General features: G+C 32.3%; 24 protein-coding genes and 1 pseudogene. 2 read left to right on the top strand and 23 right to left on the bottom strand.

Going from position 1 to position 19976, the window contains the following annotated elements:
- Position 1: 1 nt before the first annotated feature.
- The 19 genes from plsY to BHF71_RS02845 form a co-directional block, all read right to left on the bottom strand.
- On the bottom strand, positions 2-616 hold the full coding sequence (gene plsY, locus BHF71_RS02930) for a glycerol-3-phosphate 1-O-acyltransferase PlsY (RefSeq protein WP_084024149.1): 615 nt from the start codon (positions 614-616) through the stop codon (positions 2-4).
- A gap of 43 nt (positions 617-659) precedes the next feature.
- A complete protein-coding gene (locus BHF71_RS02925) occupies positions 660-1748 on the bottom strand; it encodes an MFS transporter (RefSeq protein WP_218064920.1) in 1089 nt (362 codons plus the stop codon).
- Between the two features lie 5 nt (positions 1749-1753).
- Positions 1754-1936, bottom strand: a complete 183-nt coding sequence (locus tag BHF71_RS12190; RefSeq protein WP_218064919.1) for a hypothetical protein — start codon at positions 1934-1936, stop codon at positions 1754-1756.
- Positions 1937-2326: 390 nt separating this feature from the next.
- Positions 2327-3376: an RNA-guided endonuclease InsQ/TnpB family protein gene (locus tag BHF71_RS02920; protein ID WP_069656177.1), complete on the bottom strand. Its 1050-nt coding sequence runs from the start codon at positions 3374-3376 to the stop codon at positions 2327-2329.
- Positions 3377-3395: 19 nt separating this feature from the next.
- Positions 3396-3623: an AMP-binding enzyme gene (locus BHF71_RS02915; protein ID WP_069656176.1), complete on the bottom strand. Its 228-nt coding sequence runs from the start codon at positions 3621-3623 to the stop codon at positions 3396-3398.
- Positions 3620-4096 carry a class I adenylate-forming enzyme family protein gene (locus BHF71_RS02910; protein WP_176717291.1) on the bottom strand — a complete coding sequence of 159 codons (477 nt, stop codon included), beginning with the start codon at positions 4094-4096 and terminating at the stop codon, positions 3620-3622. Before BHF71_RS02910 ends, BHF71_RS02915 begins: the two co-directional genes overlap by 4 nt.
- Before the next feature lie 8 nt (positions 4097-4104).
- A complete protein-coding gene (locus BHF71_RS02905) occupies positions 4105-5340 on the bottom strand; it encodes an acyl-CoA dehydrogenase family protein (protein ID WP_069656174.1) in 1236 nt (411 codons plus the stop codon).
- Positions 5341-5487: 147 nt separating this feature from the next.
- Positions 5488-5862, bottom strand: coding sequence for a PH domain-containing protein (locus BHF71_RS02900; protein ID WP_069656173.1), 375 nt, complete (start codon positions 5860-5862; stop codon positions 5488-5490).
- A gap of 70 nt (positions 5863-5932) precedes the next feature.
- Complete coding sequence (locus BHF71_RS02895; protein ID WP_069656172.1) at positions 5933-7006, bottom strand: phosphodiester glycosidase family protein; 1074 nt, start codon at positions 7004-7006, stop codon at positions 5933-5935.
- On the bottom strand, positions 6999-7460 hold the full coding sequence (locus BHF71_RS02890; protein ID WP_069656171.1) for a coiled-coil domain-containing protein: 462 nt from the start codon (positions 7458-7460) through the stop codon (positions 6999-7001). The genes BHF71_RS02895 and BHF71_RS02890 overlap by 8 nt, the downstream gene beginning before the upstream one ends.
- Positions 7461-7590: 130 nt before the next feature.
- Entirely contained in the window at positions 7591-8412 is an 822-nt protein-coding gene (gene speD, locus BHF71_RS02885) for an adenosylmethionine decarboxylase (protein ID WP_069656170.1), read from the bottom strand.
- A 107-nt stretch (positions 8413-8519) separates the two neighbouring features.
- Positions 8520-8939 (bottom strand): DUF1284 domain-containing protein, encoded by a 420-nt coding sequence (locus BHF71_RS02880; protein ID WP_069656169.1) that lies wholly within the window; start codon positions 8937-8939, stop codon positions 8520-8522.
- 89 nt (positions 8940-9028) lie between these two features.
- Entirely contained in the window at positions 9029-9583 is a 555-nt protein-coding gene (locus BHF71_RS02875; protein WP_069656168.1) for a hemerythrin domain-containing protein, read from the bottom strand.
- On the bottom strand, positions 9583-10263 hold the full coding sequence (locus BHF71_RS02870; protein WP_069656167.1) for a hypothetical protein: 681 nt from the start codon (positions 10261-10263) through the stop codon (positions 9583-9585). The genes BHF71_RS02875 and BHF71_RS02870 overlap by 1 nt, the downstream gene beginning before the upstream one ends.
- An 11-nt stretch (positions 10264-10274) precedes the next feature.
- On the bottom strand, positions 10275-10523 hold the full coding sequence (locus BHF71_RS02865) for a DUF1858 domain-containing protein (protein ID WP_218064918.1): 249 nt from the start codon (positions 10521-10523) through the stop codon (positions 10275-10277).
- 91 nt (positions 10524-10614) lie between these two features.
- The gene (locus BHF71_RS02860; RefSeq protein WP_069656165.1) at positions 10615-11178 is read right to left on the bottom strand and encodes a DNA-3-methyladenine glycosylase I; all 564 of its coding nucleotides are present in this window, start codon (positions 11176-11178) and stop codon (positions 10615-10617) included.
- Positions 11179-11355: 177 nt separating this feature from the next.
- The gene (locus BHF71_RS02855) at positions 11356-12147 is read right to left on the bottom strand and encodes a VIT1/CCC1 transporter family protein (RefSeq protein ID WP_069656164.1); all 792 of its coding nucleotides are present in this window, start codon (positions 12145-12147) and stop codon (positions 11356-11358) included.
- A gap of 327 nt (positions 12148-12474) precedes the next feature.
- A complete protein-coding gene (locus BHF71_RS02850) occupies positions 12475-14103 on the bottom strand; it encodes a long-chain fatty acid--CoA ligase (protein ID WP_069656163.1) in 1629 nt (542 codons plus the stop codon).
- Between the two features lie 236 nt (positions 14104-14339).
- Positions 14340-15401 carry a 4Fe-4S dicluster domain-containing protein gene (locus BHF71_RS02845; RefSeq protein ID WP_069656162.1) on the bottom strand — a complete coding sequence of 354 codons (1062 nt, stop codon included), beginning with the start codon at positions 15399-15401 and terminating at the stop codon, positions 14340-14342.
- 182 nt (positions 15402-15583) lie between these two features.
- Between BHF71_RS02845 and BHF71_RS02840 the strand changes: the two genes are divergently transcribed.
- Positions 15584-16321: an MBL fold metallo-hydrolase gene (locus tag BHF71_RS02840; protein ID WP_069656161.1), complete on the top strand. Its 738-nt coding sequence runs from the start codon at positions 15584-15586 to the stop codon at positions 16319-16321.
- A gap of 52 nt (positions 16322-16373) precedes the next feature.
- Here the strand turns inward: BHF71_RS02840 and BHF71_RS02835 are convergent, their stop codons facing one another.
- The 4 genes and pseudogenes from BHF71_RS02835 to BHF71_RS02820 form a co-directional block, all read right to left on the bottom strand.
- Entirely contained in the window at positions 16374-17759 is a 1386-nt protein-coding gene (locus BHF71_RS02835) for a sensor histidine kinase (protein ID WP_069656160.1), read from the bottom strand.
- Positions 17737-18417: a response regulator transcription factor gene (locus BHF71_RS02830; RefSeq protein WP_069656159.1), complete on the bottom strand. Its 681-nt coding sequence runs from the start codon at positions 18415-18417 to the stop codon at positions 17737-17739. Before BHF71_RS02830 ends, BHF71_RS02835 begins: the two co-directional genes overlap by 23 nt.
- Positions 18418-18449: 32 nt before the next feature.
- Positions 18450-18731 (bottom strand): DUF503 domain-containing protein, encoded by a 282-nt coding sequence (locus BHF71_RS02825; protein ID WP_069656158.1) that lies wholly within the window; start codon positions 18729-18731, stop codon positions 18450-18452.
- 135 nt (positions 18732-18866) lie between these two features.
- A pseudogene (locus BHF71_RS02820) lies at positions 18867-19629 on the bottom strand (MerR family transcriptional regulator).
- 191 nt (positions 19630-19820) lie between these two features.
- Here BHF71_RS02820 and BHF71_RS11435 point away from each other — a divergent pair.
- A partial coding sequence (locus BHF71_RS11435) for a transposase (protein ID WP_084024145.1) occupies positions 19821-19976 on the top strand: 156 nt, incomplete at its 3' end.

Here is a 19976-nt window from a genome sequence, read left to right as displayed (position 1 = left end):
CTTATTTAAATCTGTTGAAGATATTTTTCTTTTTTTCAGTTCCATTAAGTAATGAACGTATATTATTTCGATACGCATAAAGAATACCAACAAATACGATAATACTAAAAATACTGATAAGAGTACTCTTTAATGATAACAATACAAATAGGACAAATGCAAATGCAATTAATGTCGATAATGATTCATACCCTGTGATTAGCCAAAGAATGAGAATTATTAACACGCTTATTAATATTAACCAAGGGTTTATGAATAACATGACTCCTCCGCTAGTGGCCACTCCCTTTCCGCCTTTAAAACCAAAAAAGATTGGGAACAAATGACCTAATACTACAAACAGCCCAGATATAATGGATATTTCAAAATTAGATTCGAAAATATTTGCAACTAACCAAACCGCTAGATATCCTTTAAAGAAATCTAAAATTATTACGGAAATTCCAACTTTTTTTCCTAAAACCCTACCTGCATTCGAGCCACCCAAATTTTTACTACCGTGATTTCTAATATCTATTTTGTAAAATATTTTTCCAATAATATAAGCAAAAGATAATGAACCGATTAAATAACTTATGATGATAGCAGTTAAAACTTCTATGAAACTATTGTTCATAACCCCTCCCCCTTTTTTAATATTAACATTATTGTAAATTAATTCAATTATGGACTAAAGTTCTTTCTTTTGTTTCCTTTTTAACTAACCTTTTCTGTTGCACTCCATCTAATTTTTCTAATAATAACATTAATATAGTTGAAAATACCATCAACACCCCAACCATTCGCCAGCTTGATTCTATCGAATAATATTCTAATATCATCCCCATTCCAAGCGGCCCTAAGGTAAAACCTAATCCCATAATCAATGGTAAGATTGAGTTCATTCTTCCACGATGAGATGCAGGAGTATAATTAGCGATTAACGGCATGAAGCTGATTGTAACAGTAATCTCTCCAATAGTGAATATAAAAACTGATAAGAAAAATACCGCTTTTGAACTAATAAATCCCAACATCCCAAAACCAATGATGTATAAAATCCCGCCATAAACAATTTTGCGGAAATTATTGTTCTTCATTAATAACATTGTAACTAAAGGAGTAAAGAACATAACAACTAATCCATTAAAACTAGCTAACATTCCATATATTTGGGAGCCAAGTTCAGGATAATTATATTCGACATGTATTGGAAGTAAAAACCCCCATTGGGAGTACACAAAGTTATATCCAAACATAATTAGTGAAAAGTAGATAAGAATTGGTCTTTCTAATAAAACTTTAAATATAGAGCCTTCAACTCTTTTTTCTAATTTGCGTTCTTCACTAAATTCTTCCTTCGTTCTATCAATTGTTTCTTGGATAAAGATGAAAATTAAAAATGTCGCAATAAGTGCAGTAAGTGCATCTATGATAAATATCAACTTAAAGTAGTTTTTAAATAAAATCCCACCAAGCAATGGCCCAATTGCAAAACCGATATTAAATCCCAAGTAAGACAAAGAGTATGCACCATCTCGGTTTTTGGGAGTTGTAATATCTGCAATCAAAGAATTATGAGCAGGTTCACCTATTCCCATAAACATAGCCGCAATCATAATCAAATAAACCAGATTCATTGATGGCTCCATAAAGGCAATAATTAGATAAGTAATGGCAGCAAACGAATCAAAAATAATTATTATTTTTTTCCGACTAATAGAATCTGCTAATTTCCCTCCAATCAGACTTGCAGGTAAAAATAACAAGCCTCCTAGCGATACCCAAAACCCGCTTGAGAATTAGTCAAACCGATTTTTATCGTTAAGATTAATGTTAATAAGGGAAAAACAAACATTCCTAATGCATTGATCATTCTTGCAAAAAATATAACGTACATCTCTCTCGGTAACCCAAGGTAAGGCTTGAACAAATTTTTTGCTCTATCTATTACCATTTCTATTACTCCCTTTCGTTTTATATCACCCTGTTTTATGTTTATATACAGAAAAAGCCATAATTCACCAATGTGAATCGTGGCTTTAAAAAACCCTCTGAAATTTATTACTATGGTAGAATATGCTATTTTTTCTAAATTGTCAAGCAACTTTTTTATTGCTTTATCTTATTTGGATTGATACATTTCTCTCAAACGATGTTTTAGGATTTTACCAGAAGCATTTCTTGGTAATACGTCTTTGACACTCCACACGTATGAATACGTAGGATTCTTGGGTGATTAAACGCCAGTCTGTTTCCAGTAGGCGAGTATGACCCCAAGCTAAGGGTATGCCAGTACCCTTCCCATACCAGTGCATATAGCAGTATGGGCTGATAGACTTTCACTTTAAGCTACTCCATCTATCACAGGTGCATTAATTATATTTATTCCTGCTACCCGATCTCGATGTGTTTTAAATCCACACGAACATTGATATTTCCTATCTTTTGTATGATTACGTTTTCCACACATAGGGCAAATTTGGCTGGTGTATTTAGGATCGACATATTCTACTTTAATTCCTGCTAATTTTGCTTTGTATTCAATATATTGTGCTAGACGATAAAATGACCATGTATGTAGGTTCTTTTCGTTTTTACGGCTTGTTCTTGCCGTGTTTCGGATATTAGAGAGTTTTTCTAAGCGAATAACCGAAACATTGTTTTTTATTGCAAAATCAACCAATGTCCGGCTGATTTTATGGTCTTTGTCTTTCATCCACAGAGTTTCTTTATCATTAAGTTTACGAATAGCATTTAACTTTTTGGATTTACCTAATTCACGCCTTTGGGACTTGAATTTTCTACGGATATATTTATTCTGTCTTCCATTACCAAAAAACCTTGTTTTTCCTGTGCTGGTTACTGCAACAGCTGGAACTTTTAACCCTAGATCTACACCCATAACAATATCTGAATTGTTTTGAGTTGGTCCCGGTATCTTTACCGCTATTTGAGCAATCCATTTATTTGATTTCTTTGTGATCCGCAGTATCCCCAATTGATTCTTCAATAGATTGTGTTGATATTCAGTTAAAATAGCTTTTACAGCAATTCGTTTTGATTTACCATTAATGTATACTGGAAATTCGATGACGCTTTCTTTGATCTTATAATTCTGATTGTTCCATATACAAACTGACTTTTTAAGTATAGGTACTCTTTTTAACTTCTTGACTTTTCGGTAGACGCTTTTTGCGTCACGAATCGCTTGGTTTTTGACAGCACTGGGCATTGACACATGAACATCTTTTGATGACAGCTTTAATATTTTTTCAGCTTGAACCATGTCAGCAACTAATGTATTGACCGTTTTAATATATTCTCTTGAAATATTGATCAAATGATATTCTTGCTCTTTAGTCGGTAGTAGTTTGATTTTTACTGTTTGTTCCATGATTTCACCCCCTGCGCTTTCATCCCACGATTCCATGGGCTTTTCGCCCTATTACTGTAAAAATAATTTCTCTTGGGATTTTATACTTCGCCAACTTATCAACTAAATAATTTCGAATATCTTCAGCTGTTACTCTCGAGCCCTTTGCTTTAACAACAATAGCAATAACAGTCTCTCCCCATTCTTTATGAGGCTTTCCAATAACCGCCACATCTTGAACATCCGCTATTAATCGATGTAAGGTCATAACTTTTGGACTCTAGAATTTTTAATGCCAATAAATAAGCAATTGGAGCGCCAAAGAAATGGGTAATAACTCGTAGCTCCAGAGAAAACACTACCCATAAGTGTTAAATTTAATGGAGCAGAATGACTAAGAGGCATAATTTGCAAGATCCGATCACCATATTTAAATTGCATTTCATAGGACATCATCATTGCAACCTGGTATACTGCTTGATGACTTAACATTACCCCTTCAGGGCGACCTGTAGTTCCTGAAGTCAATAATATTTCGGCAGTATCTTTATCTAGTATATCTAAATTCAGATCCTCTTTGGGGTAAGATTTTAAGAAGTCGATTTCTTTTATTGATAAAGGATATCTGGTTATTTCTAATTCTTTTACTTGATCAGCAAATTGGGGGTGATAAATGATTGCTTTAGCATCCATTGAAGAAGTTATTTGTCGTACTTCAGTACTTGTTAGTCGGGGATTCAATAGTTTATTTATTCATAAACCTTTTCTTCTGCCTTATCTCCTTCTAAGGCATCCATTTCAATATTTCTACCATGTTCATTTGCTTTGATAAATTCTTTATAGTACTCAGATTGAATGATTAAATTCATAATTTCATTAGTACCAGTCCAAATGGTAATCAATCTAACATCCCTTAACATTTTCTCGATTGGGAAAACATTCGTATAGCCGATTCCTCCCATGATCTGCATTGAATGATCTACTATTTTGTATGCTGATTCAGTAGCAAATTTTTTAGCTTCTGATACCAATCTTCTTACCCTTCTAGGATCATCATTAGCATCAATCGCCCGTGCTGCTGTATAAACTATAGAACGTGCAGCATCATATAAGGTAATACTTTCAGCGATTTTAAAATTAACCCCTTGAAACTCCCTAATATGATGTCCAAAAGCCTTTCTATTCATTGAATATCTTGTCGCAACATCTAAAGCTGCTTTAGCCATCCCTAGGGCACCTGCAGCACTTGTCATCCTTTCAGGTATCATCATTTGATTAAATATTTCAATTCCTCCATTTAGCTTCCCGATGATATTCTCCGCAGGCACTCTAACATTTTTAAAGTGAACCCTTCCAGTTCCAGCTCCACGAGTTCCCATCAGTCCGTAAGTATATTCAACACGTACATCTTCGGTTCTATCTACTAAAAAAGCTGTTATTCCTTTATGAGGAGGCGCATTCTCATCTGTTCTAGCATATATTAAGAAATAATCTGCACCCTCTGCCCCGACAATAAAACGCTTTTGTCCGTTAATGATGAAAGCGTCACCATCTTTTCTAGCTATTGTAGTTGTCCCAAAAAAATCCGAACCTCCCCTAGGTTCCGTTAAACCTTCTGCTGCTACTTTTTCTCCTCGAATTGTTGGAATTAAATATTTTTCTTTTTGTTCCTCAGTGCCAAATTTATGTATCGCTTCACCGACAATACTAGGCATCGAATATAAGCATGCTAAAGCAGTTCCTAAATAGCCCATTTCTTCAATAGCGATAATTTCTGATTCCCATCCTAACTGACGTCCACCATATTCTTTTTTAAATCTCAAACCTAATAGGTTACTCTTGCCAGCATTTTCAACGAACTCTCTTGGAAAGGTGATCTTTTCAGTATCCATGTCTAAAATTAATTGATTTGGAACCCCTTTAACGAAACTTCTTGCCTCCCTTCGTAACTCTTTCTGTCCTTCGTTCATCAAAAAATCAAACATAATTTTCCTCCCTCAAAAGTAAGTTTTCTAATTTTTCTGAATTTTACATTTTATTATATATTAAAACATCACTCTTTCCAATATAAAGATACTTGTATACAAAAAAAATAAATCCTAAATCAGGATTTATTTAAAAAAATTTATTAACTATAATACATAACTGGCTAATGCTTTTTGTACATCGTATATGTTTTTATCTTTTTTAAATTCTTTAATAATTGGTTCATCAGCTTTAGAAAGCCAAATCTTTAGTTCAGCGTCAAGATCAAAATGACCGGCAGTTTCTACACTAAAATGACTGATGCTTCTGTAAGGAATTGAATGATATTCTACCTTTTTACCAGTTAGCCCTTGTTTATCGACTAAAATTAGACGTTTGTTGGTAAAAACAAATAGATCCCGTATTATTCTATACGCTTTTTCGATTTGTTCATCATCTGATAGAATCAATTCAAACTCTCTCTCTAATTTTTGTACATCAATTTCTGACGCATTCCCCAATAACCCACTTAAAATCCCCATAAATAATTTCCTCCTTTAAGATAATTTTTGAAACTCTTATTTACTTATATTTGAATAATCTTACCACAATTTAAGGTAACACGATTAGGTTACTTGATACAGGACGCTCCTTACCATCAGAAGGTTTATTTAGTACTTTTCCATCATAGTAAAAGGTACTAGAACCACCACCATCAAGATTAAAAGCATCCTTTACTTTAAAACTTAGTAATTTATCTTGAACTTCTTCTAATGTTACTCCAGAACTCCAACCTTCTCTACGTCCGTCAATAACAATAAACAACAGCTCACCATTAGAGAAATTACCAACTATGGTTCTTGGATGTTTAGTGTTTGCCCAATCAGATGGAATCTCTACCTTTTTACCATCTTGTAATAAGATTGGAACAAAACTAGAGCCCTGCAATATTTTGTTATCTACTATTTCTTTTTCTGATGTAAACTTACCCCCGATTAATTGTCCACCATCATTAAATCCTACAAATGAAAGCTTTGGAGAAGAATAAAAAGTTTTGATTTTACCATCGACAACTGTGATTCCCAATGGAGCAATTTTTCCTTCCTGTGTTCTCCAAAAACCTCCCCCATTGATAGCCAATATAGCACCAGTTCGTTTAGCTGCTTCACTAGTTGTCTCGCCATCACTAACAATTTTATCATCTGCTAAAACCAATTTCAGCGCATTTGAGTTATGTGGCCTAATCTTAGCCATATAACCACGATAACCTGCTTCAATTAATGTATAAACTTTGATGGTAGAATTGGTGCCTTTATGGATGGCAATCGGTTCACCTAATAGATTTGATAAAACTTGTTCTAAAACAAGATCAGCCTTTTTTGCTTGTTGTTCACTTGTTTTTGTTAACCGCTCTATCAGATTTTTTTGGTATTCATAATCTTTATTTTTATCATTGGCGATATCAAGAATCTTTTTAACTTCGTCACTTGTTTCTTTTACATTATTGTGAGATTTTAGAAGTTCTTGATCAATTTTTCCTACCATTTCTTCTAACTGATTACTAGGTAGGTTCGCTTCAGAAATCCTATCAATCGTGTTAATCGGATCGTTGTAAAAAAAACCAAGATAAAAGCCGATGACAGGCGCTATCAAATAAGCAAAAAAGATGTTAATGTACTTAATCATTAGCAGCATCCTCTAATTTTTTAATAGCTTCCTGTAATTCATTTAACTGCTTATTTAATTCATCAATCCGCTCCTGTAATGCAATTTTGGTCTTATCGGTGCCGTTTAAGGTTTCACCTGTCAACGCCAGATCTTCTTCGATTAAAAGCAACTCACCTCTTATATTTATAAGCTCATCATATATTTCATCAAGGTCTATTTGTAACTTATTAAATACTTCCATTTGTTTTTGATTTTGTTTTTCAATTTGTGCTATTTTGTCGTTAATATAGTCCTTAGTTTCATTAATATACTGATTAGCTAAGAAATATCCACCATATAATAGACTCCCCCAAACAAGTATTGAGATAGTGATTTTACTAGCTTTTAATATAAGTTTAGATTTACTAGATTTCTTATTAACATTTCTTGTTAAATAAGCTTCTTGCTGAATCTCTACGTTTGTACCATTCATTTTACTCGCGCTCCATCCTTTTAACCAACATTCTGCTAAATTATATTATCAAAATATTATCAAATTAACTACTCTTTTATTATATATTAAAAAAGTCTCTATCAAAATTAGAAAGAGACTTTTACCCTTATTAAATCGTTGGCATATTTTTACCGTAGAATATTTCTAACATTTCTTTTTTAATTCGCTTCTTAATTTTTTGTCTTTCACTTTTTTGCAATTCTTTCTTAGCAGCTCCAAAAAGGTACCGGTCTAGACTGAAGCTTTTCAGAATCATTTTGGTATGAAATATTCGTTCTTGGTAAACATTTACATCAATCATCTGGTAGATTTCACGTGTTTTTATTGACATAAAGTCTTGGATAGAATTAATTTTATGGTCAATAAAGTACTTCTTACCTCTCACATCACGGGTAAAACCCCTAACCCGATAATCGATATTAGCAATATCTGGTTCAAAACTAGTTATTAGATAATTAAGTGCTTTTAATGGAGATATTTCTCCACAGGTAGAAACATCAATGTCTGCTCTAAATGTAGTGATCCCTTTATCGGGATGGCTTTCAGGATAGGTGTGAACCGTAATATGACTTTTGTCTAAATGACCGATAATTGCTTCCGATGAAGGTCCCGGTGATTGATTATCAACTACTTTGACAGGATCATCATTAATAATTTGGTTTTCAGCAACCAGCATAGTGACACTTGCTCCTTGAGGTTCATAGTCCTGATTAGCAATATTTAATACGTTTGCACCAATTATCTTTGCTACATCGTTTAAGATCTTTACTAATCTATCCGCATTATACTCCTCATCAATGTATTTAATATATTCTTGGCGCTGCTCGTGGTTCAAAGCATACCCAATATCGTATAAATTAAAACTCAGTGTTTTTGTAAGATTATTGAACCCGTATAATTTCAACTTTTTATTAATTGGTTTAATTTCCATCTTTTTCTCCTTTGATTAAAATAAATGTTAACAGTTAGTTCAAAGTTATTTTGTATCAAGAATAAACTGTTATGCATCTTTAATCAAAGTTTTTAATCAAGTTATGTTTAATTCTCATTTTTTAAATTCATAATACCATTTTTACATATTCCCGACGGTAACCAAGAACAACCCTCACACAAAAAATCTAGATCATCTGGTTTAACCAATTCTTTTGTTTTTTTAAGAATTTCAAATTTGCTGTACCTGTTATTTTCTTTCAATTGTAAATGCTGTATGACCCTACTATCCAACAATTTTACATGTTGATCTGAATTATCATCTTTGATACATTGACTTCCACCTTGGTGTGGACATGCTTTACAGATATTATCTAAACCTATTAGTACCTGAATATCGAAATCGTTACCTGAATCACGAATTTTTCCTACTATATCTTCCATATTGATTATAAAATCATGATTGTATCCCATACCCTGAAATCCATGAATACATAATAAATGATGTCCTCGTAAAGTTATATCCATTTTCTCTTCCTCCTTTCCCCGTCTATTTTACACAAAAAAAACCGAATTAGGGACTTTTTTTGCCCATAATTCGGTAAATACTTTCTTGATTATTTGACATTAAAGTATTTTTCAAGTTCCACTAATAAATTAAGGTATTTTTCTTGTATCCCTTTATCATTAGCTTCATCTTCGATTTTTTCACACGCTTTTTCAACAAGATCCTTTGCTGGGTCGTTTAAATGCTTTTCAGCAAATTTATAAATTACATTATCTTCTTTATCAATATGTCTAGTCAATAACTCCACGTAGGCTAATGCATTTGAAATGATATCAATATGAGCTTCATCATCGCCATTCTTAACCTTTTCAAGGGCTGATTCTAGATTCCGAATATAGTGACGTCCACTATCATGGTCTATAAACATCCCTTGTATTGGCTCCTTAGCACGTGGAATTTGTTTTTCCATCTCTTTAAAGAGAATTTCTTCTTCTTTAGAATGATGATGTTTATCAGCATAGTTTCTTACAAAATCAATCATATCGTAGAATTTATCATAATCAAACTTTTCATGCTGATAGACTTTAAAACATGCAGTCCTAATCACCTTTAGCATCCTTAATATATTTTGATGCTCATCAACCATCACTTTAACTGACTCCATTATTTACCCTCCAAACTTACCACACGGTTTAGTGTTTTACCGCTATCTTGATAACGTTCATATCGATATTTTTTAGGCAAATTTTGAACGAAAGAATTAATCCAAGTATTTCTTACTTGATAGTAATTAGACACATCTCCACCAATACTGTCCCAATATTTTTCATGGATACAATTGGTTGTTTCCCATATAAATTCATTTGGACTTTCTTCAATAGGTAAACTTACTCTATCACAAGGTAATCCATCTAAAACGTAAGTATTGATAGTTGCAAACACCTCTTTTGGAGTATCATAGCCATAGGATTTGATGAAATTATCTTTATTCTTTTCTGCCTCTTGATGAATATTGTTTGCAACTTTGATAGCATGTTCCTCTGTTTTTTCCAAAATTTTATCCATTGAAACACCCATATCAATTAATTTAGTGATCACTTCTGCATGTCTAACTTCAACAATATCAACATTTTTTTGTAACCAACCATGTATGTTCGAATGGTCTATAATTGCTTCAAGACTTTCATCTCTATTGATATCTCCATATTTTTTACTTAGGTTTTCTAGAAATTCTCTATATTGTTCGTTGTCCCTTAATAACTCCGAAAGCTCATCTTCTAAATTTCGTAAGTTAATTATTTTGTCATACATCCAAAAATGTACAGGAGCAAGAAATGCACTCATATTTTCATCACCTATTCTTCATTATTTTGTTTTTCTTTATTTTGTTTTTCTTTATTTAGTTTTTCCTCATTTTGTTCATCTTTGTTTAATTCATCAATAATTTTATCTACATCTAGTCCATGGATAAATGCCGCTTGTTCTAAACTTTCCATCTGAGAAGAAGGACAACCCAAACATCCCATTCCAAATTTAGCTAGTACATCTATTGAATTAGGTTTAAGTCTAACAATATCACCTATTAACATTTCCTTTTTTATCATAATAACAACTCCTTGCTATTTTATATACTATTATTATAAAAATCTATCGAAATAATGCAGTGATAAAAATCACTAATAAAATTAAAAACACTTATACTTGAGATAAGTGTTTTCTAAAACAAGATTCCAAATGATCATTTACTATCCCTACGGCTTGTAAATGAGAGTAAATAACAATTGGACCTAAAAATTTAAAACCTCTTTTTTTAAGATCCTTACTTATCTTTTCAGACAATTCCGTTTTTGCGGGTAGTTCTGAGATATCGTCAAATTTATTGATGATTGGACGATGATTAACAAATCCCCATATATAATTTGCAAAACTGCCGAATTCCTGCTGAATTTTTAAAAATTGTTTAGCGTTATTAATAGAGGCTTCTATTTTTTTTCGATTTCTAATTATTCCAGGATTATTCATCAATTCTTCAATTTTATTTTCATCAAATTTAGCCACTATTTCTGGATCAAAATCAGCATAGGCTTTACGATAATTTTCTCGCTTTTTTAATATCGTTAACCAACTTAGTCCAGCTTGAGCCGATTCTAATACTAAAAACTCGAACTGTTTTCGATCATCAAAAACCGGTACTCCCCATTCTTGATCATGGTATTTAATATACAAATCGTCTCCAATACACCATGGACACCTATTCAATTAAATCACCCTCAGCAAAAAGATATTGTTACAAAATCTGAAAAATACAGAATAAATTACATTAAGTATATCAAATATTAGTACAACCGTGAACAAATAAGCATTATCTCACAGATTGTGATAAAAAAAACTCTCTTACATTCCTCTTATAAGTTATGTAAGAGAGATAAGGATTTTTTAAGCAACAGCAGAAAGTACATATCCAATACCATAAGCAGCAAAAGCAGCTATTCCACCTATTATTAGCATTTCAATTCCAGATGATAACCAATTTTTAGCTGTAAATTTAACTTTAAGTGCTCCCAAAATAAATAGAGTTATTCCGGTTAATACACTAGCGATAATAAAAGCAGAATCTTTAAGTCCTGGTAAAAAGGTGGATATCACATAGGTAATGAGTGGTATAAAGCCAAATATTACAAATGACAAGAAAGTAACAATAGCATTTTTTACCGGTGATTCATTGTCCTCAATAATCCCCAATTCTTCTACCATCATTATATCGACCCACGCCTCTTTATTTTTAGAAATAATATTGGTTATAGCAGTTGCATCTTCCTTACTTAACCCTTTGCTAACATATAGCTCAATCATCTCTTGTTTCTCACCTTCTGGAAAGTGCTCAATTTCCCAGATTTCTCGTTCCCTTTCTGCTTGTTTATATTCATTTTCAGCTTTTGAGCTTAAATAGTCACCAATAGCCATTGATAACCCATCAGCAATGAGATTTGCAAATCCTAAAATCAAAACTACACCAAAGGAAAGAGAAGCACCTGCAACACCTGCTACAACGGCAAATGTAGTTATAATCCCATCCAGTCCACCATAGATTAGACTTTTAATAAATTGACCCTGTTCATGCTTATGAATTTCAGGGGCGTCAGTCAATGCTTGATGAGCCTTTTTACTTGCTTCCACGTCCTTATTTTTATAGGCCTTTTTTGCCATATCTAAATTTCTTGATAGCATTTTCTCTCACCTCTTATAATCAACAAAATTCATGATAGCATTTCTAGTATATCTTAATTTTACTAAACTTTAAATACTATAATGTATATTAAAGTAACGATAATGGAAATGAATTTACATAATTCGATTATGATAAACCATACTTCTCTGTAATAATTTAATATTAATTTTTGATATTTTTATTGAAATTGAACAAGGTGGCTAAAATTAGCCACCCAAGAAAATGTTTTTTATTATATTTAATGTCGAAATCTCGTCAAAATTCTTGATAATTGCCATATTTTGCGATGTCCCCGGAAATAATTTAGCGATGGAATAATAAAACGATTAGCTTTCTTTATCCAATAAATAATTTTGATATTTTTCTCTCAATCCACGCTTTAAAAATTTTCCAACGCTGGTTTTAGGAATCTCATCAACAAATATAATATCATCTGGTAACCACCATTTAGCAAACTGTTTCGCTAAATGACCTAATAAAGCTTCTTTAGTCGTTTTTTCTCTGTAATCATCTTTTAGGACGACAACAGCTATTGGCCGCTCTTGCCATTTGGGATGAGCTACCCCAAAAACTGAAGCCTCAAATACAGCTTCGTGTGTCATCAAAGCATTTTCTAAATCAACTGAGGATATCCATTCTCCTCCGCTCTTCACTAAATCTTTTGTACGGTCTACTATTTGAACGTAGCCTTCTTCATCGACAGTGACTACATCTCCAGTATGTAACCAACCATCAATAAACGTTTCCTTAGTACGCTCATCATTATAGTACTCACTTGCGATCCAAGGACCTCTAAGGAGTAATTCTCCCATTTCTTTTCCATCGTGCTTAACTTCACCATTCTTACCAATGACTTTCATTTCAATACCAGGTACTATTAAGCCTTGTTTTGCTTTGTAATTCAATTGTTCCTCACTAGATAAATTTAGTAAATTATTCTTTAAACGAGACGCAAACACTAGTGGAGTGGTTTCAGTCATACCGTAGGCATGTAATATTTGAATATTGTGCCTATCTTCATATGCTTTAATCATGCCTCTTGGTGCGGCTGAACCGCCGCATATAAAACCTCTAATTGAAGAAGTATCGTAATTAGACTTGTTTTCATCTAACTCCTTTAATACTCCCAACCATATAGTGGGAACTCCAGCAGATAATGTTACTTTTTCTTCTGACATCAGATTCAATAAATCTTTTGGTGTAGGTGCAGGACCCGGTAATACTTGTTTAGAACCAAACATTGTTGCTCCAAACGGTAAACCCCAGGCATTAACATGAAACATTGGAACGATTGGCAAAATACTGTCTCTTTCTGAAAGACCTAATGTATCGGTTAAACCAATAGCCATACTATGCAAAAATAAGCCGCGATGTGAGTAAAGAACTCCTTTTGGATTACCGGTTGTTGCAGATGTAAAACACATTCCAGCTGGATCGTTTTCTTTGATATCTTCTGAGAATTGAAAACCACTATTTTCTTCTTCTATTAGTTGCTCATAATAGTATGCAGGTCTTAATTTTGTTTCAGTCGCTCCCTTTTTATCGGATAAGATTATATAAACTTTTACTGTTTTCAATTTATCTTGAATAGCTTCTAGAACTGGAACGATGGTCTCGTCAACTAAAATAATTTTGTCTTCCGCATGATTGATTATGTATATTAAGTGTTCTGGTGATAACCGGAAATTAATTGTATGAAGAATAGCTCCCATAGAAGGAACTGCAAAATAAGCTTCAAGATGACGATGATCGTTCCAAGCTAATGTGGCTACCCGATCGCCAGGTTTCACACCTAATAAATTTAAAGCTCCGGCTAACTTGTGAGTTCTCTTATAAAAATCTCCATAAGTATAACGAAAAATTCCGTTCACTCCCCTTGATACGATCTCATTTTTGGGGAATAAAAATTTCGCTCTTTTTAATATTGATAGTAATGTCAGTGGAGTATCCATCATTGGCAATCATCTCCTTTTATTGAATAAAAATTCTTAATTATATATAATTAATCAGCTCAAAATTTATTCAATAACACCACCTTTGTTTTGAATTTTGTTAATATTTTTAATATTCTATTTATTAACCTCTGTTTCCTTTCAATTTAGATAAAATTTTATAAATAACATTATACATTTGCTTATTTATTGTATTTTTTATAAATAAAAGCTTGGTTTTTTTAACCAAGCTTTTAACCTTAATCCAAAATATTAATCTCTTTTTTTAGAAATGCCATAATACCATGTTCACCTTGATATTCATTTAAAATCTTTTCTCTAATCTCGGGGGAACCCTGCATCTTCTCTATTAGTTCCACTGGAACAGATTGGCTAAATGGGCAGACTGAAAGACAAATGCCACAATCGGTGCCCACCTGTCTCCAAACTCGATGACACTTTTCTGGATCGATTCTCCATCTCAATTCGCCCTCTACTTCTTTAATTTTTCCCTTTGGTATGGCGTTACCTATGCAAGATAAGGCACATTTGCCACAATATTTACAGAACTCCTTAACACCAAATTCTTCTTTTTTATCTGGGATTAACGGTATATTTGTAGTTACAACTCCTAGTCGAACCCGTGGGCCATATTCTTTAGTAATTAATATTCCCGATCTTCCGATTTCACCCAAGCCTGCATCTTCAGCAACTAAGGGGGCAATTACCAAATAATTTCCATCCATGTTGTTTCTTGCTTCATAACCTAATTCCCTAATATAATAGCTTAACCACATTCCAATAACAGCGGCATCTACGTATTTTTTTGTTACTTCCAGTAGTTCTTCAAATTGGGGCGCTCTATCAACTAAATCTTTTTCCATCTCTACAGCAAATACAATACCGAATCTATGGAATTTATCAATTTGTTGTCCATAAGTTTCCCGATCCCGTCCCCTATGTGAATAGTAGTGATAGTCCTGCAATTTTGCAATACCAATCAAATTTGCACCTAAGTAATAAGCTAACTTTTTAATTTTTTTCGTCATAACTTCTGGGTCTACTTCAATTTGCTGTTGATTAATGGGTCCTTCTGAATATTTTTTGATATCTGATAAAAACTTATATCCCGCTATTGGTATTGGTGAATGTAGCTGGTTATATGTTGATGTTCCTTCTTCACCAACATTCGGCATACTTCTTAACTCATCATCAACTACTTTTTTCTCAGGATTTCTTTTATAGTAATCTTCATATTCTCTAGAGCCCTTTTGATAACTCATTCTTGCAAAAATCGTATCTCTCTCATCAAATCTTTTCACATCTTCCACCCTTTCGGACTTTTATTGGTTTATTTCAATCGGATACTGATCTATGTTCATCGGTAGATATTGTATATCAAGATTATTCTTTTATAATAATAGATATTAATAATAAATAAAAGGATACATTTTCCTTTAATTAGGATAAGTTGTAATATCATTTAATGAAAGGATGTACTAACATGAAAGTAACTATAGTAGGTACATGGGGTGCATACCCTGAAGTTAATTCTGCAACTTCTTCGATACTTGTTGAGGAAGGTGGATTTAATCTTCTTGTCGATTGTGGAAGTGGGGTTTTAAGCCAATTACAAAATCATATTTCTCTCTCCCAATTAGATGGATTAATAGTTTCTCACTACCATAACGACCACATTGCTGATATAGGATGTTTACAATATTATTTCCTAATTCAAAATCAGTCTGGTAAAATATCTAAATTACCTTTTCCTATTTACGGACACAATAATGATTCAAACGCTTTTAACAAATTGACATTTAACAACATTACAATGGGATATGAAATTAGCGAAAACAGTACCATTAATATCGGACCATTTCAAGTGAGTTTTTGCCCAACAGTCCATCCTGTTTATGGACTTTCTATAAAATTCAAAGTTCATGATAAAGTTTTGATATACACCGGAGATACTGAGTGGACGGACCAATTAGTAGAATTTTCTAAAGACGCAGATGTTTTAATTTGTGAAGCTAATTTATACAATGAACAACTTGGAAAGGTGAAGGGACATTTAACAGCTGGACAAGCAGGTGAATTAGCAGAAATTGCTGGAGTTAACCAACTGATACTTACACATCTCCCTCATGATAACAATCATCATCTTTTAGTAGAGCAAGCTAAGGAACGATTTAATGGTGATGTAAAATTGGCTAAACCTGGATTAGTAATCAATTTATAGTTTGTATAGGTTAGTACATTGGGTAAAAAATTAACAATCCCAAAGGTTCTGATTAAACCTTGGGATTGTTGCTTTTATTAGGATATATAGGTAAGGTAATCTTAAAGATTGCCCCATTAGGAGTATTATTATAAGCTTCAATAGAACCTTTATGAGCTTCAATGATCGCCTTGGATATTGCTAATCCAATTCCTGTGCCTCCATTCTCACCTTTATAAAACCGCTCAAATATCTTTTTTTCTTCACCATCTTTGAAGCCATTACCATCATCAATAATTTTGATTTCGATTTTGTCATCTACAATTGAACTTTCTATTAAAATTAATGATTTAGCATATCTGATTCCATTCCCCAATATATTGATGAATGCTCGAATTAATTTTTCTTTATCATAATTCCCAATAATGTCAAGATTACTTTTGATTTCAATCGTAATTGCCTTTTGATCCGCTAGGTTTTTAACACTTCTAACTGCAGTTAAAATTATTTCGTTTAAATTTCGTTCATTAAAATTGAAGGTGTCGTTAACATTCTCTATTTTTGTAAGATATATTATTTCATCAACAAGCTTTTTTAGTCTTTGGCTCTCAGCAATTATAATCTCTAAACTATTATCAACTTCTATCCCTTGGACAATTCCATCTTTTATCGCCTCAGCATTACCTTGAATGGCCATCAATGGAGTTTTTAATTCGTGGGAAATATTTTGCAAAAATCTCTTTTGGCGTTCGTCATAATATTTTAATCTTCGAGCCATTTGATTGAAACTAGTTGCGAGTTCTTCGATTTCATCACCAGTATTAATCTCTAAATCGGAATCAAATTTTTTTAGGGAAAAGTATTTCGTTTTTTCAGTTAGAAGTTTAAGCGGCCTTGTTAAGCTATTTTTTAATAGATAACCGATAATTAATGCAATTACTGCTGCAATAATAAAACTGAACAATTGAGTAATAAACATCAAGTTATTTAAACGTTTTATCTCTCTAACCTTTGCAAATAAAACAACATAACCTTTTATATTATGATTTTTCTCATAGATAGGGGTTCTTACAGATACATACTCCCTATGATTATTGAGTTTATTGCTTAAGTCCAATATCTCATTATAATTGTCGATTTTTACGGTTGAGTAGATTATTTTTTTATCTCGATTCATAATTATAATGTGCGCATCAATAATTCGATTTGCAACTTCAATTCTTCTTTTATTATAAATCTGACTTCTGATCCCAGTATCTACAAGTGGAGCTGTTTTATAAAGTTCGGAAATCAATTTTCCTCCCTTTAATAGTTGTTCTCTTGTCTCTGCTATAAGATATTTATAAGACAAAAAACGAAAAGACCCAAAAGCGACTAAAAACGTGATCACTAATAATAACATATAAGTAACAAAAATCTTTGAACCTATCTTCATTTTAATCTTCAATTTTATAACCATACCCCCAAACAGTTGTAATCTCAACTAAAGAATTGATATCCTTTAATTTTTTTCTTATTCTCTTAATCAAATCATCTATCATTCTATCACCAGCATAATAGTCATAACCCCAAATTTTCTCTAATAGATTGTCTCTAGTGAAAGGAATGTTTTTATTACGAACTAAAAATTCAAATAGATCATATTCTTTTGTAGTTAATTCTAGTTCAACCCCATCTTTCTCAACAAATCTTTTATATGTATGTAATTTCAAGTCTTTAATTTTGATTAGATCATCATGATTGTTTATCTTAAATTGATCTAACCTCTTGAAGATATTTTTTATCCTAACCACTAACTCCCTAGGGCTAAAAGGCTTTGTTAAATAATCATCTGCCCCTAGCTCTAACCCTAATATTCTATCCAGTTCTTCATCTCTAGCAGATACAAATATTATTGGAATATCGCTATTCATTCTTATTTGCTTGCATAATTCCAGTCCATCAATTCCTGGCATCATAATATCAATAACTAATAGATCTGGTTTTAGGCGTTTCATTTCACTTAGGACGTTATTACCGTTAACAAACGAAGTTACCTTATACCCCTCTTTTTCAAGATATTTAATTATTATCTCTCTAATATTTTTTTCATCATCAACTACAAAGATATGTTTCATCGGTTCACCCCCAGATTCAATTATATATTATTTTAGTAAATCTCAACCTCAATATTTTCTACGATTGCATCAGTATTTAATTCTATATAATCGATTACATTTTGAATAATACTATTAGCTTGTTTGGAATCATTACTTACACAAGCTATTCCGATTACTATTGATTGGTGGAAATCTTGTTTATCCACTTCAGCTATCGATACATTAAATCTGTGTTTTACCTTATCAATAATACTTTTTACGATCATTCTCTTTTCTTTCAATGAATGAACCCAATTTGCGGATAAGTAGATTTTGCCAGTTCCGATTATCATCATTTATCACCTTTATCTAATGATAACTGTCTAAAGTTATAGTTGCTTATCATTAACTTTTAATATATCAAAAAAAATGCCATGAATAAACATGACATTTCCGGTGGTAACAACGCTTTTGTTTTGACTGAAAAGTTATCTTTCTAAATTATCACAGTAGATATTAATTCCATCTCTAAGGAAACTCGCAAGACCTACCTTGTGCTTATCAATATTTTTGGTGAATCGTTCATCGTTAACGTACAATTCTCCTAATCCCCTAAATATTTCAGTAGTACAATTATAAAACCTACTAGTAATATGCTGTCTATATTCCTCAATCGCTTCTTGAACTTGTTGATCAGCCGGTCCTTTATCCATTAGTGCCGCAATCTTTTTTAAGATTGTATCCGATTCTAACTTAATTGCCTTCCAATCATTTGCCTTATAGTTGGAAGTCTTTTTGTGACTCTCAATATATGCTGCTGTATTACCAAATTTCTGCTTTACCTCTTCTGCATATTTATTCTTATATTTATCTATTTCTGACATATCAAAGGCTTCAAACATCTCATTTATTTTCATTTCTTTACCTCCATCAATTGAATTTATTGTTTTTTCTACAGTTTCAATAATCTTTTCAAGTCTTTTCTTTTTCTTAAGAAGAAGTTCTTTGTGAGACTTAAGAACTTGTTTTTTATCAACGACTATCTAATATATTTTTGATTTCTTCTAGACTAAAATCCAGTTCTCTAAAGAAAAGGATTTGTTGCAATCTTTCCAGATCTTGATCAGAATATAGTCGATAACCTGCCTCGCTAATAGATTCGGGTTTGAGAAGTCCTATTTTATCATAATAATGTAACATCCTTACACTTATCCCCACCATGTTCGCAACTTGTTTCACCTTATAGAACAACTATTTTCACCTCCATATTCATCATAGACTATGACACGATGTTAGGGTCAATAGTTATTTTATCTTTGTCAAGAAAAAAACTTAGGCAATTTGCCTAAGTTTCAGCTTGTAGACAAAGTCTTTATTTAGACAAATCTACAAGCTTTTTTTGTATAATAAGTATGTAATAAATATCTTGTGAGGGGAGAAACATGTTAACAAAACGTAAGGAAGATGTAAGAACTCAAGTTGAATTAGTATCAATAGAAGATTTAGTACCAGAGGATCATCTAGTGAGGAAAATAGATCAAGCAATTGACTTTAGCTTTATATACGATTTGGTTAAAGATACCTATTCTTTAGATAAC

Source organism: Vulcanibacillus modesticaldus (assembly GCF_001730235.1).
GTDB classification, from domain to species: Bacteria; Bacillota; Bacilli; order Tepidibacillales; family Tepidibacillaceae; genus Vulcanibacillus; species Vulcanibacillus modesticaldus.
Note: the sequence above shows the minus strand (reverse complement) of the source record. Positions and strands in the feature narration are given on the sequence as shown.